This window comes from Alcanivorax sp. NBRC 101098, assembly GCF_001010505.1.
Taxonomy (GTDB): domain Bacteria; phylum Pseudomonadota; class Gammaproteobacteria; order Pseudomonadales; family Alcanivoracaceae; genus Alcanivorax; species Alcanivorax borkumensis.
In genome coordinates this window covers 2,571,928-2,595,232 of record NZ_AP014613.1, presented here as the reverse complement: position 1 = coordinate 2,595,232, position 23,305 = coordinate 2,571,928, and the positions used below count along the sequence as shown (strand labels likewise).

Here is a 23,305-nt window from a genome sequence, read left to right as displayed (position 1 = left end):
TCTTATGGAGACATTGATGCAAAACCCGCACATCCCTTCTTTTGCCCAAGCCCGTGTTCTGGTGGCGGGTGATGTCATGCTGGATCGCTATTGGCACGGCCCCACCAGCCGTATTTCACCGGAGGCGCCAGTGCCTGTGGTGCGCGTGACCGAGCTAGAAGATCGCCCTGGTGGTGCCGCCAATGTGGCATTGAACATGGCGGCGTTGGGCGCCCGCGCGGAATTGGTCGGGGTGACCGGTAATGATGAGGCGGCGTCTATTCTGGAGGAACGCCTGGCGGCGGCAGAAGTGGGCTGCCATTTTCAGAAAGTGGCAGGCTTGCCGACTATTACCAAGTTGCGCGTGATTAGCCGCCAACAGCAGTTGCTACGACTGGATTTCGAAGAAAACTTCCACCATCAGGACCCCGCCCCTTTTGCAGAGCAGGTAAAACGGCAGCTGGCCCACTGTGGCGTGCTGGTGCTGTCTGACTATGCTAAAGGCGCGCTGCGAGATTGCCCTGGGCTCATCGCCCTAGCGCGGGATGCCGGTGTGCCGGTATTGGTAGACCCCAAAGGCACGGATTTTGAGCCTTATCGCGGCGCGACCCTGCTGACACCGAATCTTAGTGAGTTTGAAGCGGTGGTGGGGCCTGTGAAGGATGAACAAGACCTGATTGCCAAAGGGCAGCAGCTGATCCGTGATCTGGATTTACAAGCAATGCTAGTGACCCGTAGCGAGAAGGGGATGACGCTGTTGCGTGATGGCCTGCCAGAGCTGCACCTGCCGGCCCGGGCCCGTGAAGTATTCGATGTCACTGGCGCGGGGGACACGGTGATCTCGGTGCTGGCGGTGTCGTTAGCTGCGGGCGCCGCCATGGAAGATGCGGTGGCCTTGGCCAACATTGCCGCTGGCATTGTGGTGGCGAAACTGGGCACGGCGGTGGTCTCCGCTCCCGAATTGCGTCGTGCGGTGCATCAAGAGGGAGGCTCCGGTCGTGGCGTGATGAGCGAAGCGCAATTGCTGATTGCCATCGAGGATGCTCGCGCCCAGGGCGAGAGAATCGTTTTCACCAATGGCTGTTTCGACATTATCCATGCCGGTCATGTGGGGTATTTGGATACGGCTCGTCGGCAAGGGGACCGCTTGGTGCTTGCGGTAAACGGTGATGAATCGATTCGACGGTTGAAGGGGCCGGGTCGGCCTATTAATCCGCTTGAGCGCCGCATGGCCGTCTTGGCTGCGTTGGAGGCGGTGGACTGGGTGGTGGCTTTCGATACTGATACACCGGAGCCGCTGTTGGAGTCCATTAAGCCAGATGTTCTTGTGAAAGGCGGTGACTACAGCGTAGACCAGGTGGTGGGCCACGAATTTGTGAAAAGCTATGGTGGTGAGGTAAAAGTGCTCGATTTCATCGATGACATCTCCACCACCAAGATTGTGGAGCGCATTCGAGAGAAAGATTAACGGATTCGCGGGGGGAGAATGAATTACTAGCGAGTGAACACTTGCCGGTTACTCGCGTGTTCAGTGCGGGTGTGGAGAAGTCGAGTTGCCCGGCCTCCGCCTTCAGGATAACAGGGAAGGAAGCCCCGGAAGCGTCTCTGGGGTCTTCACGTCTGAGGTTCTCCGCCCAAGTTCCCTTTTTAGCCTGTGACTATGAAGGACGATGATTGGCTGCCGGAGGTTAAGGCGGTCTCCCTGAAAGTCGTGGTGGCTAGCTAATGGTTGTTGTTCGCAGCAACGCCGGCTGTGATGCGATTAGCGTTCGCAGTTCACCGGCGACGCTTGATGATACAGCGGCAGGGTGTTCCCCATCCGCTCCTCCAGTGCCTTGATGCGGCTGTCGTGATTAGGGTGGGTGGAGAGAAACTCCATAGGTTGGGCACCGCCTGCGGCGGCCATATTGCGCCATAGTTGAATGCTTTGTCGTGGATCAAAACCCGCGCTGGCCATCAACTCTAGGCCCATGGCGTCCGCTTCCTGCTCATGGCTACGGCTGAACGGTAGCGCAATCCCCAGATATGCTCCCACGCCGAGGGCCTGCCGAATATTCTCGGTATCTGCATCACCTTCACTTAACAGCCCAACGATGAACAATACTGTTTTGATGCCCAACTCCTGGGTTAACCGCTCGTTGCCGTGCTTGGCCAGTACATGGGCGATTTCATGGCCCACCACTGCGGCCAGCTGGTCGTCGCTTTGTGCCACCTTAAGCAGCCCTTCATTGACGCCTATCTTGCCTCCGGGTAGAGCAAAGGCATTAGGTGTGGAATCTGCGAACAGCACCACCTCCCAGGTGGTCGGCATGGTCGCACCAGGAAAGCGTGCGGGGATGCGGCTGATCAGGTGCTCTGCCACGCATTGCACCTTTCGGCGGGCGCTTTCGTCGGTACTCACCGGTAACTGCTGCTGCAGCTGCACAAAAGTCTGACGACCAAAGTCCGCCATCATAGACTCTGGTACTAGCGCCAGTTGGTCGCGACCGGTGGGAGTCTGGTCGCAGCCGACCAGCAGTAAAGGCAAAATGGCCAAGAGGAAAAAACGCACAGGGAAACCTTGTTAGAGCGGCGCTCAGGCCGCGAAGTTATGCTTCACGGTAGCGCAGGTTGCGGGTGTTGTGTAGGGACGCCAGAAACGAAAAGGCCCCGCTCTTGTGAGCGGGGCCTTTTATTTGGTGCGCAGGTGGAATTAAACCAGCCACACGGGGGGTTAAATTTTCATATATAGAAATAACTTGTCGATGAATAAACGGAATTCTTCCGTACCGAACACTGTATGCCTTTGACCCAAGACCGACAGTAATATTGCTTTGTCGGATTGTTGTTCGGCCACCTTTCCGTTCTGACGAGTCATTATTTTTTAGCCGTCAACTTAACTACCATCTTGGAATAGCCTCGAACAAAGTTTGATTGCACGCGCTCCGGCTCACCGATCACTTCGAGCTTCTCAAAACGTGGGAGTATCTCTTCCCATAGAATGCGCAGCTGTAGTTCGGCAAGGCGGTTACCCATACAGCGGTGAACCCCGTAACCAAACGCTACATGATTGCGAGCTTCTTTGCGGTCGATGATGAACTGTTCAGGATTTTCAAATTTTCTCTCATCCTGGTTGCCCGACGCATACCACATCAGCACCCGATCACCCTTCTTAATGGTCTGCCCGTTCAGTTCCACATCCTGCGTGGCAACCCGGCGCATATGCGGAAGCGGTGTTTGCCAGCGAATGATTTCAGAGACCATATTGGGGATCAGCTTTGGGTTCGCCTTTAGCTTCTCGAATTGCTCTGGGAACTGATTGAACGCCAATACACCCCCACTCATTGAGTTCCGCGTGGTGTCATTGCCGCCAACAATCAACAACGCGAGATTACCAATGAATTCCAGAGGACGATTGATCAGATCTTTTGTGTCGTCATTGGACTGAAGCATGCTGATCAAGTCGAAACCGGGCTCTTCACCTGCTTTTTGACGGGCTTCTTTATCACGCCAAAGCTTGGAGAAAGACCACGCCATATCTGCCGCGTCATCAAAAAATACATCTTCATTCGTAAACTCGCCGCCGGTTGCCGAGGACGCGCCGGACAATCGATCCGACCAGCCAACCAGTTTTTCGCGTTCGTCATACGGGAAGTCTAACAGTGAGGCGAGCATGCGACCGGTCAGCTCTTTCGACACCACCGGCACCCAGTTGAACGGAGTGTCCAGCGGCAAGCTATCGAGTACGTCCCCGGTGCGCTTGCGGATCAGTCCTTCCATTTCCTTCAGGTTCTTGGGCGCAACAACACCCTGGACTGCCCGCCGCTGTACGTCGTGCTTGGGAGGATCCATCGCGATGAACATTTCGACCGACAGGCCTTCTGGAAATTCACCTAAGGTGATTTGCGGCTCGGAGGAAAACAACTCATGGTTCTTGTCCACGAAGACAATATCTTCGTAGCGTGTTATCGACCAGAACGGCCCGAAAGCACTGTCCTTCTGGTAGTGTACCGGTGCCTCATCACGCAGCCGCTTAAAATAAGAATTGGACTTACTCTGTCGGTATAGAAAAGGATTGCTTGTGTCGATGTCTTCTATCGCTACATCATTGACGTCAGGCAAATCGGTTTCAACAAAGTGCACCTGAGGGCGGGAAGTCCCAATGGTCTTCCGCTTCACCTTCATCAAGTTTTTTAGGGCCTTGATCTGTAGATGCATTGGCACGACTTTGGAAGTGGCGTTAATTACTTTTGCCTGGATGTCATTACTTATACTTGAACTCGTTGACATGTCGATCTCCGCACTTACATTTGAAATTCTGGCAACTGAACAGTCATTCCGTCCATTGCCTCAGTGGCCTTAACCGGACACCCCATTGAGAGGCTTTTGCACGCTCAGGTGTCATAACAACATTTGTTCTTTAGCATCATTAGTCGGCCCAGTTTTATCGAGCCATTCTTCTGGAACAATCAGGTGGCAGGTGTTGCTGGAAGACTCCCTAACCAAAAATTTGTATGAAATCTAGCCTGTCGCTGTGCAACCATGCTGGAGAGGACATTTAGTGACATGAAGAGGGCATTTCAAGACAGTTAGGGCTTTTTTCTGGGACGGCCATACCAAAAGCGTCATAGCAAGAGGGCCGCAGCAGCCCCCCCTTTGAAGCAGGCATTCCGTCGAATAACTCACGATTGATTGCCTGTGAACCGGGTCTTGCTGCACGGTACCGTGCCCTCGACGTTGGGCCACTTCTAGAAGAAGGCCGCGTATTCCGCCATCCAGACTCACGTACCAAGCCGCATCCCCTGTTTATTTTGCTTGGATGGATTCATTTTGATTCCAATCAACTGAAGCTCACCTTCCCGATGGTGCTATGCCGAACGCTTCAGCGAACAATGAAGGTCGATGAGCAGGGGGGCGACTTCAGGAGGCGCTCAAGCGCGTTAGCGAAGCGCCTGACCTCTTAAAAGCCGTGATACAAAGCAGGCGGAATGCACAGTGCGACGCTGACACGCCTGTAGCGGCAGTTCAGTCTAGATACGCCAAGTGCAGGTTGGGTGACGGACATCGCTTATATCCGTACCCACGAAGGTCGGCTGTATCTGGCTGTGGTTCTGAATCTGTTCTCGCGCCGGGGAGCAGCCACGATCATGCCGTCGCTTAGAGCTTTTTCCGGTTCCTGAAACGTGTGAGGGTACAGTGAAAGATTTACAGCAGTCGGGGTAGTACAAAGAGCGGCTGGCTAGTGTCTAGCGAATGGTGGTGATTCAGTTCGGCCATTTCAGATGGCTGTGTCCGGCGGCTTCATTTGCGGGTATCTCAAAGAGGGAAGGGGTGGAGTACCCACAAAAATACTCTTGGATTTCAATGGACTCGTTAGGATTGTATTAGACACAAAAAAGCCCCTGATCGTTGTACAATCAGAGGCTTTAAAGGCGAGGCAGGAACCTCTAGTACTGCAATTTGGTGCCCGGAGGCGGAATCGAACCACCGACACGAGGATTTTCAATCCATATCAAGGGGTTGTTTGGTGGCGTTAATTTGCGCCTATTTTTCCTTTTAAATCAGTGTCTTTCCTTTTGAAACAATGCCTTACCTTAATCCTTGTTAACCTCTCTCAATTAGCGGAAAATTCCTACACAGTTCCTACATGGCTCCTACATGAAATTAAGGGGCTTATTTCTGCGGAAATAGAGTGATTCTCGAAAAAGCAATTTTTTGAGTCCAAAAAAAGCCCCAGAGGTGCGGCAACACTTCTAGGGCTGACCAGAGGGCAATATGGAGGATTCCCCTTGGCACAGGCAAAGCGTACACCAAACCGCATCCATTTCACCCCTGAGCGTATCCGCAAGGCGAAGTGCCCCCAGGGCCGCCAGCAACTGCTGGTCTGGGATGATGACCCCCGCAGTCTGGGGCTGCGAGTCACGGCCAGCGGTGCGAAATCCTATGTGTTCGAGTTCCGGTTACATGGCAGGAACGGGCGCACCACCATTGGATCAATCGAGGCGTGGGACATTGCCGCCGCCAGAGCGGAAGCACGCCGGTTACAGGTGCTGGTGGATTCCGGCACAGACCCCCGCGACGAAAAAGCCGCACAGGCTCGCCAGAAAGAGCGAGAGCGCCACGAAAAGCAACGGCAGGCCGTTACCCTTGGCGAGTTGTGGCCGGAGTACGTGGAGGCAAACAGCAAGCACTGGAGCGAGAACCACCAGAAAGACCACCAGAAGGCGATACAGACGCCGGGGCTACCGCGCCAGCGCTCCAAGCTGAAAACCAAGGCTGGGCCACTATATGCGCTTTCAGGTGTGCGCCTAGTAGACCTGACGCCGGATCGGCTGGAGCGCTGGTTGCTGGAAGAATCCAAGAGCAGGCCCACGGCAGCGGCCCGTGCCTTTCGGCTACTGCGGGCGTTCCTTCACTGGTGCGAGGATCAGCCCCGGTATCAGGGGCTGGCGGCCCCGTCCGAGGTGCTGACCAAGAAAGTCCGTAAGGCGGTGGCATCGCCCAAGGCCAAGACGGATTGCTTACAGAAAGAGATGCTGGCGGACTGGTTCGGCGCGGTTGGCCAGCATGACAACTCGGTTGTTACGGCCTATCTGGAAGCCCTGTTGCTTACCGGAGCCCGCCGCGAAGAAATGGCCCGGCTGAAATGGGCTGATGTGGATTTCCGGTGGCGGAGTCTGACCCTTGGCGACAAGGTAGAGGGCGAGCGCATTATTCCCCTGACTCCCTATCTGGCCAGCAAGCTGTACGCGCTGCCCCGCCGGAATGAGTGGGTATTCAGTAGCGCCACGTCTGAATCCGGCAGGCTCACGGATGTTTACCGCGCTCACCAGCGTGCGGTGGCCATGGCCGGGCTGCCCCATACCACCTTTCACGGCTTGCGCCGTTCCTTCGGCACCCTGGCGGAATGGATGGAATGCCCGGTGGGCATCGTGGCGCAAATACAGGGCCACAAGCCAAGCGCCCTTGCCGAAAAACACTACCGCCAGCGCCCCCTGGACCTGTTGCGCAAGTGGCATACCAGTATCGAGAGCTGGATTCTGGATCAGGCCGGGCTGGAGCAACCAGACCCCACGGAAAAGCTGAAAAAATTGGGGGTGGTGAATGCTTCGCATTGAAGAGAATCCGTGGAATTTTCATCCTGGCCCCGATGCTTTGGGGGAATCCTATGATGCGTTTTTCCAATGGTTCTTGGTGTGCCGGGGGGCGGCTGCGAAAGAGTTTCCCAAGGATGAAAGCCCTTACATAGAAAGCGATTCCCTTGCGTGGGCCTATCATCCCATTATCAAGAACATGAGCCTGGACAAAGCGCGAGAGTTGGCGGCCAATACATGGCGGGCAATGTGGGATGCCCGGCAGTGGTCTGCCCAGCAAGACGAATATCAGCGATGGAGAGGTCGCGTTAAAGAGGCAAGGGAATACCAGAGAGAGCTGGCCGAAGCCGGGGAGGTGCTGAAACAGGCGGGATCTTATCCGTCGCTTGGGCTATCGCTGGGGAAAGTTATTTTTTATCTTCAGAAGCATGGCGTGAAGCTGGCGCCGTCGAACCCGGAAGAAAAACGAAACATCGGCGAGCTTTTGGCGGTGCTGGGGGAAGGGCTTGTTGAATCGGCGGGAATGGCATCGCAGGGGGCTTGGGACTGTTACGGCTGCCTAGAGTTTCGGCGCAAGCTGGATCAACAGGGGAACAAGCCAGAAGCGGCGGCAATGCTGTCTTTCCATCTGTCGTTGCTGAATCGTCTGGCAACGATGGAAAGCCCGGCCCGGCTGGCGACGGGCACCCCAATGCCTTCGGGCGGAAGGCCTCTTTATTCAGCTGTGGCGGTAGCGGCCTCCATGGCTCTTGATATTTCTCAATACGGGAGCTGGAGCGGTAAAGCGGTTGGGGATGCGGTGTTGGGGCTGACAAGGGCGAATTGTCGTTTTATTGGTTGGCAGGCTCCATTTCCAAGATGACCGAGGATTGAAGGCGAAAACAGAGTTTTATTCTCGGGCGATTGTGAGCTGCTTAACGCCGATTGTTAGGGCTCCACTTAATGGAGTTCTGACAAATGAAGAGTGTTTATCAGGGTGGCCTGACCACCATTCAATTCGGCGCACAAATAGGCATCAAACCTGAATCCATCCGTGTGCGACTCTGCCAGACCGGCAGTTACTTCGGTGTCACCCCTCGCAAACTACCCAATGGACGACTGTTATGGCCAGCTGATGCGGCGGAACAGTTGTTGGGAAAGGAGGGCGCGGCATGAGAAAGCTAGGGAAACAGGCCCGCATCCTGCTGGTGTTCTATCGCGGCCACAGCCTTCACCGCTTCGAGGCTGAACATATTGGCGACCACTGCCTACACTCCACCATAAGCGCCCTGTTCAACGGTTACGGGCTGGTGTTCGACCGTGAGCGCGTGAAGGTGCCTAACCGTTTCGGAACGCAAACCACCGTGACCCAGTACCGCTTGGCCGGATCTTCCAGAGAGAAAGCGGCCCGGTTGCTGGAACGCTGGAGGGTGCCAGTATGATCCGCCAGCACCATCGGAAAGACGCTCGCCGGGTGCCCCGTTTGGGGTGCCTATCCATGTCAATACTTTACCCCTGTTTCTGGAAGTGGCGAGGTGCTGCGCCCCTTGTGTCGTCTGGCGTGCGGGTTTCTTCAGCCCTAAAAAAAGCGCCGGTATTTCATAATATCTATACAGGGTTTCAATCATTCATTCCTGACCAAAGGGCTATTAGCGCATGGCCCAACAGGTGCGGAAAATAATGAGGGCCAATGTGGTCAGTCTGGACGGCATGATGCTATCCATAAACGCCGATGAAAGGCGTGGTTGCTATTTGGAGGTGCTGGCGGCGCTGAAACAACAAATGGATGCCATGCTGAGCCATTACGCCAGAGTGCTGTTTGTTCGCTTGGATATTCGCCAGCATGAATACAGTGGAGACAATGCGGCTATGTCTGACTTCTGCCGAAAGATGAAAAAACGGCTGGGCCGTCAGTACAAGACAAGCCGTATTGCCTACTTGTGGGTGCGAGAGTTGGAGAAAGCCAAGAAACAGCATTACCACCTGATTCTAATGCTGGACGGCCATAAGGTGCGCCACCCGTCCAAGGTGATACAGATGGCAGAGGAGATAGCGGCAGGCTGGGACTGGCCACGGCCCTACACACCGAAAAACTGTTACTACATGCTGGAAAGGGGCAAACCAGAGATATACGCGCAAGCGTTTGAGCGTGGTTCCTATCTGGCGAAAGAGAGAGGCAAGGGCTACAAGGCAGCTACCGCGAATAACTACGGTAGAAGCGTTATCCGGCCCTGTATAAATCAGGGAGGTATCAGGTATGGCGAAGTTTAAGCGCGGCCAGTCTGGCAACCCGGCAGGCAAGCCCAGGGGAGCCCGCAGCCGTTTCACCAAGATGCGTGAAAAGCTGGAGGCCGACTTGCCTGACCTGCTGGACGCCACCAAGCAAGCCGCGCTTGATGGCGATATGACGGCCATGCGCTTGCTGCTGGAGCGTACCTTGCCGCCACAGAAGGCCACGGCAGCCACGGTGAATATACCGGCGTTAGAAAAGGCGTCAGGGCTCACGGAGAAAGCGGGCGTGGTGCTGGCGGCAGTGGGGCGGGGCGAGCTGCCCCCGGACGTAGGCGCGTCACTGGTGGACGGGCTGACCCGTATGGCGAAGCTGAAAGAGCTGGACGATATAGAACAGCGATTACTGGCACTGGAGGAGAGGCAACAATGAACACGCGAACTCTGAACCGGCTGGCCCGTCTGGAGCAAGGCGGCGGTGAACCTGTTGTAATTCTGGTGATGCGTCCCGTAGAGAGCCCGCAACCTTTCCGGGGCTACCGGGTGGCTTGGCCGGGCGGTGAGAGTGACTACCCCGGCGACGATCCGGCCAGCCTGAAAACGGCAATCAGAAGCGAGGCGGCGCACAGGCTGCCCGCTGGGGTGTTTGCGCTACAGGTGCGGGAGCTGGCGGCATGAAACGATTGAATGAACGGTTGGCGGCGCTGGAGGCGGATCATGGGGAGCCGCTGGAGATGTGGATTCAGCATTACAGTGGCCCAGGCCGCGAAGGCTGGGAGTGCTGCCCCGGTAACAGCCTTTCGGTAAAAGTGATGCGCGGCCCCGGCGAAGATGATGCGAGTCTGAAAGGCCGGGCGCGGGTGGTGATGGCTGAGCTACGCAGGGAAGATGGTTCGGCTGGCCCTGTAGTATATTTTTTCGGAATCGACCGCGCCCACTAGCCCCTGTCCTGAATGCCTGCCCCTTCCCCCTGTTCGCTGAACACTCACTGAACGCTCATTGAGTCCGCAGTGAAGTGACGACCACAGTGTCGAGTGCTGTCCACACGTCATGCGGACACGGTGCGGACGAATCGCGATTTATCGAGAGCGCTACCAGAACCCAAACCGGTTTTGGGTTTGCGCTGGGTTTTGGGGGATGGTGTGCGGAGAAAGGGAGGGCGGAATCTTCAGTGATTTCCTACATGGCTCCTACATGAAAAAGCCCGGCTATAAGCCGGGCTTCTCATTTATGGCCTAAGCCATTGATTTAACTGGTGCCCGGAGGCGGAATCGAACCACCGACACGAGGATTTTCAATCCTCTGCTCTACCGACTGAGCTATCCGGGCAATCAGGGCGCGTATTAAAGCGGCTTGGATCGAAGTCGTCAAGCCATGGGCGTTTATTTGTTCGCATCGTGAGCAGGTGGAACGTATCCCTCTGCTTTTTCGTAGTTTTCATTGTTCAGAAAACGATCACGTTGCTCATCAAGGAAGCGTTTGGCTTCCGGGTCCATCACGTTCAGGTGTTTTTCGTTGATGAGCATGGTTTGTTCGTGAAGCCATTCCTTCCAGGCTTGCTGGGATACATGGTCGAAGATGTCCTGCCCCTTGGGGCCTGGGAAGGGTGGACGGGGCAGACCTTCCATGTCGCTTTGGTATTTGCGGCAGAAAACCGTGCGGCTCATAACGTCTCCGTGGGAATGCTTGGTCTGAATGGAGGTTTGGGGCGACTATAACATGCGGGCTTGCCGTGGTGCGGACAAGCTGGCTAGCAGCTTTTTCACAGGGGCTGCCAGCCCCAATTTCCCGGGGTTTTGTGGGTTTACCCAGCGGCCATTATTGTCACAGGGGCCGGCTGTGTCCACGGCCACTTCCAGCGGCTCGATATCCAGGTGGTAGTGGCTGAAAGTGTGCCGAAAGGGGGGCAGCTGTTGGGTGTCGCCACGGGCATCAAAAGCGCGGGTTTGAAGGGCATGGTGTACCTGTTCCATGGCACAGGTTTGCGGGAAGCACCACAGGCCGCCCCAGATGCCTTGCTGGGGGCGCTGTTCCAGCCAAACCTGACCCTCCCTGTCACGCAAGATAAGCATGACGGTGGTGCGCACCGGCAGGGTTTTTTTCGGCTTTTTGCCGGGGTAGTCCTGGGGGTTGCCGTTGGCATGGGCTTGGCACCCGGTTTTCACTGGGCAGGCGGTGCAGTCGGGGGTGCTGCGTCGACACAGGGTCGCTCCCAGGTCCATGATCGCCTGGGTGTAGTCTGCCAGTCGGTGGTCGGGTGTGTAGTGCTCGGCCAGCTCCCATAGCCGGCTTTCCACAGGTTTCTTGCCGGGCCAGCCAGGTACGGCATGCAGTCGGGCCAGCACCCGTTTAACGTTGCCGTCGAGGATGGGAGCGCGAATGCCGCGGCTCTGGGCAAGGATAGCCCCAGCCGTGGAGGGGCCGATGCCGGGGAGTGTGGCAACTTCTTCTACGGTGTTGGGGAAATCACCTGCGTAGTTCTCCAGTAATTGCTGCGCACATTTGTGGAGGTTGCGGGCGCGGGCGTAGTAGCCGAGGCCGGTCCACAGGTGTAGGACTTCATCCTGTTTGGCCTGCGCCAGCGTTTTGACATCCGGAAAGTGCTCCATGAACCGCTGGAAGTAGGGAATCACCGTGTTCACTTGGGTTTGTTGCAGCATGATTTCCGATATCCACACCTGATAAGGCGTGCGAGGGTGCTGCCAAGGAAGGTCTTGGCGGCCATGCTGGTCGTACCAGTCGAGCAGCGCCTGGCTGAAATGCTCGGGACTCAATGAGTATTTAGGCATGGACTTCCGGGTGGGTAGGGCGAAAGCTGACGTTGGTTTGCTTTCGCCCTACGATTGCGGTTCGGTTTAGCGGCCGCGTGCGTGTGAAATACACAGCGGTTTTTAATTAAACAGTTTCTTTAGGCCGTCCTGTAGCTGTTTGTTGATTTCGTCCTTGGCTTTCTTTTGTGCGGCATCCTTGAGGATTTCTTCGGTGGTGTCACCCTCACCTTCAATGCCGAATTTGTCTTTTAGCTTGTCCTTGGTGGCGTTAGCGGCGACCTGTTTACCAATGTCCTTGAAGCCATCCTTGTCAGGGCCGCACCATTTGGCCGGGCTGCCGCCTAGGTTGCCTTCACAACGTAGTGGCCAGGTGGTGCCTTGCAAATACTTGGATGTGCCCAACTCTGGTGACTGCATGCCAATTTTCAGGTCGAAGTCTTGGTTGAGTATGTTCATCCAGCCGCTACCGCTTAATTCACCCTTGCTGAGGGTGGCATTAAGACTGTCGAGATAGGCTACGTTCTTGTCCAGCCGAGCCTTGGTTTTAAGGTCAAGAATTTTGGTGTCTTCGGATAGAGGGGAAGGCAGCTTGCCCGATTCTTGGTTGGGAATTAGGGCGGCTGCTAATCCCTGAAATTGACCCAACATGTCGTTCACGCCACCTACCAGGGTGTCGTACAGGTTCAGGCCGCGCACAGTGGCGTCAGCCAGGCTTAGATCGATGTTGCCTTTGGCGGAGTTCATCAGTGCTTTTTCACTGTTGCCACTAGCGCTGTAGCTGCCGGACATGGAAAAAATACCCTTGGCGAGATCGTCGTCGAGTGCCATCTGGGCGATGGGCTGAATTTGTACGCTGCTGATTTTGTTAGTGGCCGAAATTTTTGGGGTGCTGCCGGCGACATTTAGCGTGCCGTTGGCGCTGAAACTGCCGCCCAGGGTGTTGCCGGTGGCTTGGGTCAATTTGAGGACGCCGTTGTTGGCGGTAACCGCAAATTTCATATCGCTGGCGCTGATGCCGTCATAGTTGAGACTGCCGATGGCCAGTTTACCGTCTACCCGTAATGGGCGCAGCGTGTCCACGGGGATCAATTCTGCGTCGCTGAGGCTATTGGTGCCGCCGGTTTTGCCGCCGCCAGGTGCCGCGGTTTCAGTTTCGCCGCTGGCGGGAGGCATGTAGCCATCTAGAGTGATTTTATCGAGCGTCAGATCAAAGACGATTTTTCCGCTTTCCAGGCTGGCTAGACCAGCGCTCCCACGGAGGGTGCTGTCATCCAGGGTCACGGTGAGCGGGCTGGCCATGACGCTGCCGGGCTCGCCGCCCAAGGTGGCCTCTAGGGCAATGTTGCTCAGTGCTTGGCTGTCGGTGGTTTCGATGGGGGCCTCGCCAATGGCTTCCAGTACTTTGTTGGCATCGAAAGGCGCGGTGGCCAGTTTGCCGCTGAGCTGCATGTCACCGGTGAGTGCGGTGATCTCAACATTACCTTTAGTCTCTGTGCCGGCGGCTTGCAGCAGGAGATCCTTAATGGAGGCCGTGTCTTCGTCTAGGTTTACCTCAAAATTCTGTTCCAGGTGCACATCCACCGGCATAGTGGTGGCGCCAGCGATGTTGGCATCCAGTTTCATCGGATTGAGGAGAAAGTGGTTGTTGTCGATATCGGCGGATAAAACGGTGTCCAAATTCATGTCCACTCGCATGTCGCTTTGGTCTTGATAGCGCAGGGATAGCTGGAGAGGGAAAGGCTCGTCCAGGTTTACGTCTTGGGCGTTCAGGTTGAAGTGCTCGACCACGATATCCGTGCTGTCAGCGGTATTGCGGTAGCGGACCTTGCCGTCGCTGACCACAACCGTGGGGATAGTGAGGGGAATGTCGAAGCTGCTGCTATCTTCCTCTGCGTTGGCCGGTTCCTCTGCCTTTGCGGTGTCTTCTGCGGGTGTCTGCGGGCCGATTTGTTCCCAGTTGGCGCCATCAGGGCCATCAACCAAATTGACATCCAAGCCAGCCAGAGTAATACCATCCATTTCCACCTGACCATACAGTAGTGGTAGCACTGCGACGCTGACACTGGCCTCATCGAGTGCAGCGAATAGGGCCTCTTCATCGGCGATGCGCGCTTCTGTGCGGCCTAGGCTGACGCCTAGAGAGGGCCAAAACTGCCACGCTAGGTCGCCTTGAATATCTAAGGTCAGGTTGGCCTGCTCTTGCGCCTGCTTCTCGATTTCTGGCTTAAATTCGTTGGGGTCAATCACCTGCGTGATCACAAAAACAGCAATGGCTAATAGCACAATGATGGTAAATAAAGTGATCAGCAAAATTTTTAACAGGCGTCCCATGGAGCACTCCTTGCGCGTTGGTCATTGGATCGTGATTATAGCAGTGGGAATTCACTGACCATACCGTAGCATTATTCGTGATTGTTATTGTGAGTTAGGGGAAGAGCGTTTGCGAAAGTTCCATGTTGCTGCCTTGATGCTGCTGCTTATGGTTGGGGCAATAGTGCGTGCTGAGCCTATTGCGCTTGCTTCGGCAGGTGACAGTGTTCAGCTGGGGGCCCAGGTCGAAGTGCTGGAGGACCCGGAAGGAAACTGGACCTTGAGCCAGATCCGGGACCAGTTCGCCAGCCGGTTTCGCAAAAACGACAGTGATACGCTGAACTTTGGCTTCACCAAAAGCACTATCTGGCTGCGTTTTCAGGTGAATGCCAGCCAGATGGATGGGCGTAGCTGGTTTCTGGTAGAGCGCTATCCCATTCTCGATGAGCTGACGCTGTTTGTGCCACAAGCCGATGGTGAGTTCCGTAAATATGCAGTGGGAGATACCCGCTCATTCGGTAGTCGGCCCATGGATCACCGTGCTTTCGTGTTCAACCTGGACGCACTGCCTGACGGGGTGAGTGAGTACTATATTAAGGTGCGCGGTAAAGGCGCCCTGAACATGATGCCTATGCTGTACAGTGCGAAGGGGCTGGTGGAATACACCTATATCGAGCAGTTGCTTCAGGGATTGTTCTACGGTTCCCTGACCATCATGTTGATTTACAATCTGCTGCTCTTTCTGTCTCTGCGTGACAATGTGCACCTGCATTTTGTGGTATTCCTCACCGGGGTGCTTTTTTTCAATATCTGCGTGAGTGGTTTCGGGCTGCAGTATCTGTGGCCAGACAATCCCAAAGTTAACGAATATTTTTGGCTGACCACGTATATTTGCGGGTTGTCGCTGGCGCTGTATTCACGGCAGTTCTTGCAGCTGGCACAGCGTTTCCCTCGTTATGATCGGTTGCTGAAACATTACCTGATATTGATCGGGCTGGCGTTCCTGTTGCAGTGGGTGATACCGCCACCGTACTCCTACCACTTGTCCACGGTGATGGTGATGATAACGGTGGTGTTATTCAGCTGGTTGGGTTGGGTGGTCTGGCGCCAGGGGTTCCGCGTAGCGCGCTTGTATGTGTTGGCTTGGTCCGTGTTCTTGCTCGCTGTGTTTTTGTATGCCTTGGGCAACCTAGGATTAATTCCCTATAGCGTGATTGTTCCTTATTTGCTGCATTTTGGCGCGTTGTGGGTGGTGGTGATGTTGTCGCTAGCGCTGGGTGACCGGATCCGTTTTCTGGAAAGCGAGAGCAAGCAGTTGTCTGTTGAGGCGCAACAGAATTTGGAGCGGCACCTGGCGGATATTGAGCAGATGAACCAGGATAAATCCATGTTCTTGCAATACATCAGCCACGAACTGAATACGCCGATCAATTGGATTGGCGCGGCGGACTCCTTGGGGCAATCAGGGCAGGGGCAGGGCGACAAAGATGTGGACGTATGGGCCATGGTGCGCAAGGGGCAGCGGCGACTTACCGGTATCGTCAGCACGTCATTGCGCTACTTCGACCTTTCCGACCGTGATCAGCCGCCGCTACAGGGGCGTTGCCAGCCCATGTGGATGTTGGACGCCATTCTCCGTGAGCAGGCGGAGCGGATAACGGAATGTGGCGTGGTGGTGCGTAATCGGGTTAGCCCGAATCTACAGGTGCGTGCTTGCGAGGGTGAATTGAGTGAGGTGCTGTCTATGGCGCTGGATAATGCCCTGCGGTTCAGCGCTGAGGGTGACTGTGTGGACATCACAAGCACAGTAGATGCATCCGCAGAGAATGCAGAACTTTGCATTCGCGATGAGGGCAGAGGCGCTACAGCAGACCAGCTGGAAAAGATTCTAGAGCCGTTTTTCGTGATGGGCTCACGGCACCACGAAGAAGGGTTCGGCTTATCGCTGGCCATGGCGCGGGTAATGATTGAACAAGTGGGCGGCGCGTTGTGGGCTGAGAGCGACGGCCCCGGGCGGGGCTTTGCTCTGCATATTCAGTTGCCGTTGGCTTAACTATAGCGACCGTTGTGTCTGACAGTGGTCTGGCAGCGTCAGATTTTCCCCCAGCTGTTGACCGATTAAGCGTAGGAAATCCTTGCCTACGCCTCGCCCTTGAGTGGCTGGGTGCACTACCATCCAGGCCAGTTGGGGCTGTTTTTCTTCTATGAGTGCAATAGCGACACGCTGGCCATTGAAGTGGGCGGCGAACAACCGCCCTTGTCCGCTGGCGACCGCATCGGCTAGCTTCTGGCGGTATTGCGGCGCATCACGAAGCACCTTGGCAAAGGCCTCACACTGATTTTCGCTAAGGGTGTGGGCTTCTACGCTGATCGGCATCTGTCCTCTCCGCTGGTTAGGTCCTGTTGGGGTGCGTATAATAGCCGGTCCAATGCCTGGGAGGTATAGATGAGCAAGCGAAGCGCTACCGTAGAGCGCAACACCCTGGAAACCCAGATTCAAGCCACTATCAATTTGGATGGTACCGGCCAGTGCACGCTGGATACGGGTCTGCCGTTCCTTGAGCACATGCTGGATCAGGTGGCCCGTCATGGCCTGGTTGATTTGGATATCAAAGCCAAGGGTGATCTGCACATCGATGCCCACCACACGGTGGAAGATATCGGTATCACCCTTGGGCAGGCCTTCGCCAAGGCTGTCGGTGATAAAAAAGGCGTTCGCCGTTACGGCCATGCCTATGTGCCGCTGGATGAAGCGCTGTCACGGGTGGTGCTGGATCTGTCTGGCCGGCCTGGGCTGGAGATGTTTGTGGAATTTACGCGAGGCAGCATTGGCGGCTTTGATGTGGATCTGTTCTATGAATTTTTCCAGGGCTTCGTGAACCACGCCATGATTACCCTGCATATTGATAACCTTCGCGGTAAAAACGCGCATCACCAGGCCGAGACCGTCTTTAAGGCGTTTGGCCGTGCACTGCGTATGGCCGTAGAGCCTGATCCTCGTATGGATGGTATTACGCCCTCCACGAAGGGCACCCTGAGCGAAAGTGGCGATAGCCAGTAAGCAGCCCAGTAGCAATTACAAGGACAGCCCCGAGTATGAGCGAAGTCGTTGCCGTTATTGATTACGGAATGGGTAACCTGCACTCCGCAGGTAAGGCGCTGGAGAAAGTCGCCGATGGCCAGAAAATCATTATTACCGGCGATCCGGCGCAGGTGCGTGCAGCGGACCGGGTGGTTTTTCCTGGTGTGGGTGCTATTCGTGACTGCATCGCGGTTCTGAAAGACACCGGCCTGGATCAGGCCATCCGTGATGTGGCGGCGGCGGGCAAACCGCTGTTGGGCATCTGTGTCGGGATGCAGGCAATGATGGCCCGTAGTGAAGAAAATCACGGGGTGGATTGCCTGGGCATCTTCGACGGCCAGGTGACTTTTTTCGGTGAGCAGTTCAGCGATACCGGTGTTCGCTTGAAAGTGCCGCACATGGGCTGGAACCAGGTACAGCAGTGCATGGCCCATCCTATGTGGGCCGGTATCGACAACCATACCCGGTTTTATTTTGTGCACAGTTACTGCGTTACCGGCCTGCCCGATGACGCTGTGGCAGGGCGCTGTGATTATGGTTTGAGTTTTGCGGCAGCCGCGGTTCAAGGCAACGTGTTTGCGGTGCAGTTCCACCCGGAAAAAAGCGCGGATGCAGGCCTCGCCCTGTTGGAAAACTTCCTGCGCTGGCAGCCATAAAAGACAGCAGGCTTGCACGCTAGGGTTTCTCTCTACGGTGTTCGTATAACGGGCGCGGCGGGGGAGGGATGCCGATTTCCATGAATTTAAATGAAGAGATTCTGATGTTACTGATTCCCGCCATCGATCTGAAAGACGGTAAATGTGTACGCCTTAAGCAAGGGCGGATGGAAGACGATACGGTGTTTTCCGAAGATCCGGTGGCCGTTGCCAGCCATTGGGTGGAGCGGGGTGCCCGCCGCTTGCATTTGGTCGACTTGAATGGGGCCTTTGCCGGTGAGCCGGTGAACGGCGATATCGTCAAAGCGATTGCCAAGGCGCACCCGGATTTACCGATCCAGATTGGGGGTGGCATCCGCAGCCCGGAAATCATTCAGGCTTATCTAGATGCCGGGGTGCAGTGGGTGATCATCGGCACCAAGGCCGTGAATGAGCCGGCTTTCGTGAAAGCCATGTGCGAGCAGTTCCCCGGCCACATTATCGTGGGTCTGGACGCGAAAGACGGCAAGGTGGCCACCGATGGCTGGGCCAATGTCACCGATGTGGATGTGATCGACCTGGCGAAACAATTCGAGAACGATGGCGTTTCGGCCATCGTCTACACCGACATCAGCCGTGATGGCATGCTGCAGGGGGTGAATGTGGACGCCACTGTGCGCTTGGCCCAGTCCATGTCGATCCCGGTGATCGCTTCCGGCGGCATTACCAATCTTGATGACGTGCGCAACCTGTGTGCAGTGGCCGATCAGGGCATCAGTGGTGCTATCACGGGCCGTGCCATCTATGAGAACACCCTGGACTTTGCCGATGGTCAGGCGTTGTCCGATGAGTTGAGCGGCGCCTGAGCGCCGGGGACGTATTATGGGTTTAGCCAAACGCATTATTCCGTGTCTGGATGTGGACGCCGGCCGAGTGGTCAAGGGCGTGCAATTCGTGGATATCCGTGACGCCGGTGACCCGGTGGAAATTGCCAAGCGCTATAACGACGCTGGGGCGGATGAAATTACCTTTTTGGACATCACCGCCAGCCATCAAGAGCGCGATACCACCCTGCACACGGTGGAACAGATCGCCAGCCAGGTGTTTATCCCGCTGACCGTGGGTGGCGGTGTGCGTGCGTTGGAGGATATTCGTAACTTGCTGAATGCCGGTGCCGACAAGGTGGCGATCAACTCTGCCGCGGTGCATAACCCGGAGTTTGTTCGTGAGGCGGCGGAGCGGTTTGGTTCCCAATGTATTGTGGTGGCGATTGATGCGAAAAAAGTCAGCGCGGAAAGCGATACCAACCGCTGGGAAATCTTCACCCACGGCGGTCGTAAACCCACTGGGCTGGATGCGGTGGAATGGGCCCGGAAAATGACCGACTACGGCGCGGGTGAAATTCTGTTGACCAGCATGGACCGCGATGGCACCAAGAATGGTTTTGATATTGCCCTGACTCGAGCCATTGCCGATGCGGTCCCCGTCCCGGTGATTGCCTCTGGCGGGGTTGGCAACCTACAGCACTTGGTTGATGGTGTGCAGCAGGGCGGTGCTGATGCGGTGTTGGCGGCGTCGATTTTCCATTTCGGAGAGTATTCAGTGCAGCAAGCCAAGGAGTTTATGCAGTCTGCCGGCGTGGAAATGCGCCTAGGCTAACCGGTGTTTTCTTCTTGTCGGGCGGATTACACCCTTCCTGTCATCACTTTAGAGCGTTGCGTACTGGTCATAAATTAGCCCCACTTTTCTCTTGGCTTGGGCTCACAGCTCCCGGATAGAAGCATAAAAATCAGGGGCGCGTTGTGGTGTCGAGCGCGCTCGATTGAGATTGGGCTGTCGCTACTCGTGCGGATGTTGGCGTTTAGACTTCCTGGTGGTTGGTTATGCCAGCCCCGCATTTGGTAAAAATCGGGCTTAAGGGCGGATGTTAACGCTCGCCTGGCTGGTGGCCGTGGTCACCGCTGGGGTGCTAAGCAAGGAGGATACGGGCACCACATCAATGCCGGCCTCTTCCATCAACGGTAAAACCTGTTGCAGATAATGTACGGTTTCCGGGTACGGGTGGCCGATAGCGATGGCCTGGCCGTGCTGCCGGGCCAGTCGTATCAGTCGGTTAAATTGCTGATTGATGCTCACTGGGTTGCGGTTGTTATCCAGAAAGACATCGCGCCGAGCGTTGGGTAGTCCCACTTGCTGGGCCACCTGCTGCGCCACGGTGTGGCTGCTGGTGCGGCTGTCCACAAAGAAAAGCTGGTGCGCTTTTAGTTCGGCCATTAACCAACCCATGGTTTGTGGCTGTTCGGTGAGCGCGCTGCCCATATGATTATTCAGCCCGCGGGCTTGTGGAATTTGGCCCAGGGCCTGACGAACGGCCTCCAGTAACTGAGGTTCATCCATTCCATTTTGCAGGCCACCACGGTCGAGTTTTTGGTGGCCTTGCGTGGCCATAGGCATGTGCACCAGCACTTCCTTGCCCGCCAGGCTAGCCCGTTCCGCGAGCCGACGCCCGTGGGGAGAAAAAGGAATGACGGCACAGGCCACCGGTGCGGGCAGGTCGATAATGGCCTGTCCTTGCTGGCGACTGTAGCCTAGGTCGTCGATGATAATAGCAATGCGCGGAGCCGCTAAGCCGCTAACGCTGCTTATCAATAGCCCGGGCAGGAGAAGGGCTAGGGTCAGTATGCGTCTTGCCATCAGGGCATGGCTGGGCGTTGGGTCAAGACGATGCCTTTAAGAATCGAGAGTGCTTGGGCCAGAGCATAATCTTCCTGGGCCAGGGAACCGGCTTTTTGTTGCTTCTCGCTGCCTCCGTTTTCGTTATCTAGATGGCGCGGCAGGTCGGCTTCGCGCAAATACATGTCTTTACGCACTTCAAGCTTGGTAACGACGTCCACCTCAATGTCAGGCTCGATGCCCTCTGCTTGAATAGAGCGGCCTTTTGGCGTGTAGTAGCGGGCGGTGGTGAGCTTAAGGGCACGGTCCTTGCTCAATGGCAGCACGCTTTGTACCGAGCCTTTACCAAACGTGCGATTGCCCACCACGACGGCGCGCTTCTGGTCTTGCAGAGCGCCGGCCACGATTTCTGAAGCGGAGGCACTGCCACCGTTAACTAGTACCACTAGCGGTTTGCCGTTCAGTGCGTCGCCAGGTCGTGATTCCAAATCGTTGCGGCTCGTTTTGTCCCGGCCTTGGGTGTAAACCACCAGGCCGTTATCTAGGAACAGGTCGGTGACTTCAACGGCGCCGTTGAGGACTCCGCCAGGGTTATTGCGCAGGTCGAGAATCAGGCCGGTAAGGGGGGTGTCTTTGTTGAGTTTTGCCAATTCCTTACGCGCATCTTCTCCCGTGTTGTTCTGGAACTGGGAGATGCGAAGATAGCCAAGGCCTGGCTCAAGCATTTTTGATTTCACGCTGTGGGTCTGAATGCGGTCGCGGGTGAGGCTCACCTGGCGTGGCTTTTCTTCGCCTTCGCTGAGTACCATTAGCGTAATTTTGGTGCCGATTTCCCCGCGCATTAGCTCAATAGATTCACTGAGAGTGAGCCCTTTTACGAAGGTGTCGTCAATTTTAAGGATCAGGTCGCCCGCTTGAATGCCCGCCTCGCTGGCAGGGGTGTCGTCTATCGGCGTGATGACTTTAACAAAGCCATCTTCCATGGTGACTTCAATGCCTAAGCCGCCGAACTCACCGGTGGTGGTGACTTGTAGATCTTCGAACTGGTCTGGCGTTAGGTAGCTGGAGTGCGGATCTAGCTCGTTGAGCATGCCGCGAATAGCGGACTCCAGAAGCTCGTTGTCGTCTACCTCTTCAATATAGGTGGCGCGAATACGCTCCATGACTTCGGCAAAAGCGCGGAGTTCATCGACGGGGACGCCCTGCTGTCGAGCCTGCTCGTCTAAGGCCGGATCTTGGGCGTGTAGTGCGGAAAAAGGGGCAAGAGCAAATAGGCCCGAGATTAAAATAGAGCGTAGCGTCGGCAGGATTGTTGTTGGCATTCAGGATCCCCAGTGCGCGCAGGTAAAGTGCGCACATTTCAATAATCATCATCAATTTTGCGCCAATGGCGGCAGTGTAACACGCTGATTGCACCAGCGTGTGGGGTCCACGGCCTTGCCGCGGTGGCGTATCTCGAAGTACAGCCCGCTAGTTCGGTTGCCGCCAGAACTACCCGCCAGAGCAAGGCTATCCCCTGCAGAAACCCATTCTCCCACATCGCGGAGCAGGCTCTGGTTATACCCATAGAGTGTTAGGTAGCCGCTGCCATGATCGACGATCGTGAGCAGGCCGTAGCCGCGCAGCCAATCAGCAAACACGACGCGGCCAGAATGCACTGCCCTGACCGGGGTGCCGGGCGAGGCATTCAGTATCACCCCTTGCCAACGCAGGGACCCTTCCCGCCGGCTGTTATAACCGGTGGAGATACGTGCTTGTAGTGGCCAAGGGAGTTTGCCTGCCAGTTTGTTGAACGGCGTGCCACCTAGGTCTGCAGGAATGCCATTGAGGCTGCGCTGCATGTCTTGCAGTAGCTTTTGCAGCTGCTGCTGGTCGGCCTTCAGCTGGTTGAGGTTGTTTCCGCGATCTTCCAACGAGCGGTTCAAGGCAGCGAGGGTCGTTTGGCGCTCTTTTTGGGCGCCTTGAAGTTTACGGGCATGACGTTGCAGATCGGTGTGTTGATTCAGTAGCGTTTGTCGGGCTTTGTCCACGCGCAGGGCAATAGCCTTGAGTTCGTCCAGTTCGCCGTTTACGGCTTTGAGTCGGTCACTGCGGGCGCGTTGGTAGTATTCTTGATAGCGCAACAGGCGGGCGATCTGGTCTGGTTTTTCCTGATTGAGCAGCAATTTGATGCGCTCCTGGCGGCCGGCCTGGTAACTGGCACGTACGGTTTTGCCCAGCCAGTCTAGTTGGGTGCGTTTTTCTGCGGCCAGGGTTGCCTGCTCAGCTTCCAGAGCGTTAAGGCGTTGCTGTGCCTTGCTGGCCTTTTTCTCTAGCGCTCTCTGCTCTCGGGTTAGTCGGCTGATGCGCAGTTCTGTCTTGCGCAGGTTGGCCTGCACGGAGTCACGTTCGCGCAGCTCGCGGCTCTGAGCGTCACTCAATTCACTGATGCGCGATTTTAGTTCTTTCAGCTCCGCTTTGCTGGGCGCACTGTCTGCCGCTCCGCTAACAGGAAGCAGCAGGGAGGGCAGGGTGGCTAGCAGTAAACGCAGCAGTAATTGTCGGGTCATGGCGGGGGTTTTACCTTAACGGCCC

23 protein-coding genes and 1 tRNA gene are annotated in these 23,305 nt (G+C 56.0%); 14 read left to right on the top strand and 10 right to left on the bottom strand.

Annotated elements, in window-relative coordinates; all coding sequences use genetic code 11:
* The first annotated feature begins 16 nt into the window (after positions 1-16).
* A complete protein-coding gene (gene hldE, locus AS19_RS11745) occupies positions 17-1,447 on the top strand; it encodes a bifunctional D-glycero-beta-D-manno-heptose-7-phosphate kinase/D-glycero-beta-D-manno-heptose 1-phosphate adenylyltransferase HldE (RefSeq protein WP_046962104.1) in 1,431 nt (476 codons plus the stop codon).
* A gap of 294 nt (positions 1,448-1,741) precedes the next feature.
* On the opposite strand, the gene AS19_RS11740 is transcribed toward hldE, so the two are convergent.
* Positions 1,742-2,530, bottom strand: a complete 789-nt coding sequence (locus AS19_RS11740) for a M48 family metallopeptidase (RefSeq protein ID WP_046962103.1) — start codon at positions 2,528-2,530, stop codon at positions 1,742-1,744.
* A gap of 305 nt (positions 2,531-2,835) precedes the next feature.
* The gene (locus tag AS19_RS11735; protein WP_046962102.1) at positions 2,836-4,248 is read right to left on the bottom strand and encodes a cytochrome P450; all 1,413 of its coding nucleotides are present in this window, start codon (positions 4,246-4,248) and stop codon (positions 2,836-2,838) included.
* A gap of 1,499 nt (positions 4,249-5,747) precedes the next feature.
* Between AS19_RS11735 and AS19_RS11725 the strand changes: the two genes are divergently transcribed.
* The 8 genes from AS19_RS11725 (at position 5,748) to AS19_RS11690 (ending at position 10,201) form a co-directional block, all read left to right on the top strand.
* On the top strand, positions 5,748-7,076 hold the full coding sequence (locus AS19_RS11725; protein ID WP_173425776.1) for an integrase family protein: 1,329 nt from the start codon (positions 5,748-5,750) through the stop codon (positions 7,074-7,076).
* Positions 7,063-7,914: a hypothetical protein gene (locus AS19_RS11720; RefSeq protein ID WP_046962101.1), complete on the top strand. Its 852-nt coding sequence runs from the start codon at positions 7,063-7,065 to the stop codon at positions 7,912-7,914. Before AS19_RS11725 ends, AS19_RS11720 begins: the two co-directional genes overlap by 14 nt.
* A 95-nt stretch (positions 7,915-8,009) precedes the next feature.
* The gene (locus tag AS19_RS11715) at positions 8,010-8,207 is read left to right on the top strand and encodes a hypothetical protein (RefSeq protein ID WP_046962100.1); all 198 of its coding nucleotides are present in this window, start codon (positions 8,010-8,012) and stop codon (positions 8,205-8,207) included.
* The gene (locus AS19_RS11710; protein WP_046962099.1) at positions 8,204-8,473 is read left to right on the top strand and encodes a hypothetical protein; all 270 of its coding nucleotides are present in this window, start codon (positions 8,204-8,206) and stop codon (positions 8,471-8,473) included. The genes AS19_RS11715 and AS19_RS11710 overlap by 4 nt, the downstream gene beginning before the upstream one ends.
* A gap of 238 nt (positions 8,474-8,711) precedes the next feature.
* Entirely contained in the window at positions 8,712-9,302 is a 591-nt protein-coding gene (locus AS19_RS11705; protein WP_158319820.1) for an inovirus-type Gp2 protein, read from the top strand.
* Positions 9,289-9,693 (top strand): DUF5681 domain-containing protein, encoded by a 405-nt coding sequence (locus tag AS19_RS11700; protein WP_046962098.1) that lies wholly within the window; start codon positions 9,289-9,291, stop codon positions 9,691-9,693. The genes AS19_RS11705 and AS19_RS11700 overlap by 14 nt, the downstream gene beginning before the upstream one ends.
* On the top strand, positions 9,690-9,938 hold the full coding sequence (locus AS19_RS11695; protein WP_046962097.1) for a hypothetical protein: 249 nt from the start codon (positions 9,690-9,692) through the stop codon (positions 9,936-9,938). The genes AS19_RS11700 and AS19_RS11695 overlap by 4 nt, the downstream gene beginning before the upstream one ends.
* On the top strand, positions 9,935-10,201 hold the full coding sequence (locus AS19_RS11690) for a hypothetical protein (RefSeq protein ID WP_046962096.1): 267 nt from the start codon (positions 9,935-9,937) through the stop codon (positions 10,199-10,201). The genes AS19_RS11695 and AS19_RS11690 overlap by 4 nt, the downstream gene beginning before the upstream one ends.
* 312 nt (positions 10,202-10,513) lie before the next feature.
* Here AS19_RS11690 and AS19_RS11685 read toward each other — a convergent pair.
* The 4 genes from AS19_RS11685 to AS19_RS11670 form a co-directional block, all read right to left on the bottom strand.
* A tRNA-Phe gene (locus tag AS19_RS11685) sits at positions 10,514-10,589 on the bottom strand.
* Positions 10,590-10,642: 53 nt separating this feature from the next.
* The gene (locus tag AS19_RS11680) at positions 10,643-10,927 is read right to left on the bottom strand and encodes an oxidative damage protection protein (RefSeq protein ID WP_011589561.1); all 285 of its coding nucleotides are present in this window, start codon (positions 10,925-10,927) and stop codon (positions 10,643-10,645) included.
* 45 nt (positions 10,928-10,972) lie between these two features.
* Positions 10,973-12,049 carry an A/G-specific adenine glycosylase gene (mutY, locus tag AS19_RS11675; protein ID WP_046962095.1) on the bottom strand — a complete coding sequence of 359 codons (1,077 nt, stop codon included), beginning with the start codon at positions 12,047-12,049 and terminating at the stop codon, positions 10,973-10,975.
* 102 nt (positions 12,050-12,151) lie between these two features.
* Complete coding sequence (locus tag AS19_RS11670; RefSeq protein WP_046962094.1) at positions 12,152-14,362, bottom strand: AsmA family protein; 2,211 nt, start codon at positions 14,360-14,362, stop codon at positions 12,152-12,154.
* Between the two features lie 109 nt (positions 14,363-14,471).
* Between AS19_RS11670 and AS19_RS11665 the strand changes: the two genes are divergently transcribed.
* Positions 14,472-16,394: a sensor histidine kinase gene (locus tag AS19_RS11665; RefSeq protein ID WP_231860823.1), complete on the top strand. Its 1,923-nt coding sequence runs from the start codon at positions 14,472-14,474 to the stop codon at positions 16,392-16,394.
* Here AS19_RS11665 and AS19_RS11660 read toward each other — a convergent pair whose 3' ends face one another.
* Positions 16,395-16,718 (bottom strand): GNAT family N-acetyltransferase, encoded by a 324-nt coding sequence (locus AS19_RS11660; RefSeq protein WP_011589557.1) that lies wholly within the window; start codon positions 16,716-16,718, stop codon positions 16,395-16,397. It abuts the gene before it with no gap.
* Between the two features lie 69 nt (positions 16,719-16,787).
* Between AS19_RS11660 and hisB the strand changes: the two genes are divergently transcribed.
* From hisB to hisF, 4 genes are all read left to right on the top strand, one after another.
* Positions 16,788-17,402 (top strand): imidazoleglycerol-phosphate dehydratase HisB, encoded by a 615-nt coding sequence (hisB, locus tag AS19_RS11655; protein WP_011589556.1) that lies wholly within the window; start codon positions 16,788-16,790, stop codon positions 17,400-17,402.
* 35 nt (positions 17,403-17,437) lie between these two features.
* Positions 17,438-18,079 carry an imidazole glycerol phosphate synthase subunit HisH gene (gene hisH / locus AS19_RS11650; protein WP_011589555.1) on the top strand — a complete coding sequence of 214 codons (642 nt, stop codon included), beginning with the start codon at positions 17,438-17,440 and terminating at the stop codon, positions 18,077-18,079.
* A gap of 104 nt (positions 18,080-18,183) precedes the next feature.
* Positions 18,184-18,924 carry a 1-(5-phosphoribosyl)-5-[(5-phosphoribosylamino)methylideneamino]imidazole-4-carboxamide isomerase gene (gene hisA, locus AS19_RS11645; protein ID WP_035459508.1) on the top strand — a complete coding sequence of 247 codons (741 nt, stop codon included), beginning with the start codon at positions 18,184-18,186 and terminating at the stop codon, positions 18,922-18,924.
* Positions 18,925-18,940: 16 nt separating this feature from the next.
* The gene (gene hisF, locus AS19_RS11640) at positions 18,941-19,717 is read left to right on the top strand and encodes an imidazole glycerol phosphate synthase subunit HisF (protein WP_011589553.1); all 777 of its coding nucleotides are present in this window, start codon (positions 18,941-18,943) and stop codon (positions 19,715-19,717) included.
* A 255-nt stretch (positions 19,718-19,972) separates the two neighbouring features.
* Here the strand turns inward: hisF and AS19_RS11635 are convergent, their stop codons facing one another.
* The 3 genes from AS19_RS11635 to AS19_RS11625 are packed head-to-tail and all read right to left on the bottom strand — an operon-like array spanning position 19,973 to position 23,280.
* Complete coding sequence (locus tag AS19_RS11635) at positions 19,973-20,752, bottom strand: divergent polysaccharide deacetylase family protein (protein WP_011589552.1); 780 nt, start codon at positions 20,750-20,752, stop codon at positions 19,973-19,975.
* On the bottom strand, positions 20,752-22,053 hold the full coding sequence (locus tag AS19_RS11630) for a S41 family peptidase (RefSeq protein WP_011589551.1): 1,302 nt from the start codon (positions 22,051-22,053) through the stop codon (positions 20,752-20,754). Before AS19_RS11630 ends, AS19_RS11635 begins: the two co-directional genes overlap by 1 nt.
* A 51-nt stretch (positions 22,054-22,104) precedes the next feature.
* Positions 22,105-23,280: a murein hydrolase activator EnvC gene (locus AS19_RS11625; RefSeq protein WP_011589550.1), complete on the bottom strand. Its 1,176-nt coding sequence runs from the start codon at positions 23,278-23,280 to the stop codon at positions 22,105-22,107.
* Between the last annotated feature and the right edge of the window lie 25 nt (positions 23,281-23,305).

Bases quoted from the DNA above. Each gene is read 5' to 3' on its own strand.
- hisA (WP_035459508.1), top strand. From the start codon at position 18,184: ATGTTACTGATTCCCGCCATCGATCTGAAAGACGGTAAATGTGTACGC.
- hisH (WP_011589555.1), top strand. From the start codon at position 17,438: ATGAGCGAAGTCGTTGCCGTTATTGATTACGGAATGGGTAACCTGCAC.
- mutY (WP_046962095.1), bottom strand. From the start codon at position 12,049: ATGCCTAAATACTCATTGAGTCCCGAGCATTTCAGCCAGGCGCTGCTC.
- AS19_RS11670 (WP_046962094.1), bottom strand. From the start codon at position 14,362: ATGGGACGCCTGTTAAAAATTTTGCTGATCACTTTATTTACCATCATT.
- AS19_RS11630 (WP_011589551.1), bottom strand. From the start codon at position 22,053: ATGCCAACAACAATCCTGCCGACGCTACGCTCTATTTTAATCTCGGGC.
- AS19_RS11635 (WP_011589552.1), bottom strand. From the start codon at position 20,752: ATGGCAAGACGCATACTGACCCTAGCCCTTCTCCTGCCCGGGCTATTG.
- AS19_RS11710 (WP_046962099.1), top strand. From the start codon at position 8,204: ATGAGAAAGCTAGGGAAACAGGCCCGCATCCTGCTGGTGTTCTATCGC.
- AS19_RS11625 (WP_011589550.1), bottom strand. From the start codon at position 23,280: ATGACCCGACAATTACTGCTGCGTTTACTGCTAGCCACCCTGCCCTCC.
- AS19_RS11690 (WP_046962096.1), top strand. From the start codon at position 9,935: ATGAAACGATTGAATGAACGGTTGGCGGCGCTGGAGGCGGATCATGGG.
- AS19_RS11735 (WP_046962102.1), bottom strand. From the start codon at position 4,248: ATGTCAACGAGTTCAAGTATAAGTAATGACATCCAGGCAAAAGTAATT.
- hisF (WP_011589553.1), top strand. From the start codon at position 18,941: ATGGGTTTAGCCAAACGCATTATTCCGTGTCTGGATGTGGACGCCGGC.
- AS19_RS11695 (WP_046962097.1), top strand. From the start codon at position 9,690: ATGAACACGCGAACTCTGAACCGGCTGGCCCGTCTGGAGCAAGGCGGC.
- AS19_RS11700 (WP_046962098.1), top strand. From the start codon at position 9,289: ATGGCGAAGTTTAAGCGCGGCCAGTCTGGCAACCCGGCAGGCAAGCCC.
- AS19_RS11660 (WP_011589557.1), bottom strand. From the start codon at position 16,718: ATGCCGATCAGCGTAGAAGCCCACACCCTTAGCGAAAATCAGTGTGAG.
- AS19_RS11715 (WP_046962100.1), top strand. From the start codon at position 8,010: ATGAAGAGTGTTTATCAGGGTGGCCTGACCACCATTCAATTCGGCGCA.
- AS19_RS11705 (WP_158319820.1), top strand. From the start codon at position 8,712: ATGAGGGCCAATGTGGTCAGTCTGGACGGCATGATGCTATCCATAAAC.
- hldE (WP_046962104.1), top strand. From the start codon at position 17: ATGCAAAACCCGCACATCCCTTCTTTTGCCCAAGCCCGTGTTCTGGTG.
- AS19_RS11680 (WP_011589561.1), bottom strand. From the start codon at position 10,927: ATGAGCCGCACGGTTTTCTGCCGCAAATACCAAAGCGACATGGAAGGT.
- AS19_RS11720 (WP_046962101.1), top strand. From the start codon at position 7,063: ATGCTTCGCATTGAAGAGAATCCGTGGAATTTTCATCCTGGCCCCGAT.
- hisB (WP_011589556.1), top strand. From the start codon at position 16,788: ATGAGCAAGCGAAGCGCTACCGTAGAGCGCAACACCCTGGAAACCCAG.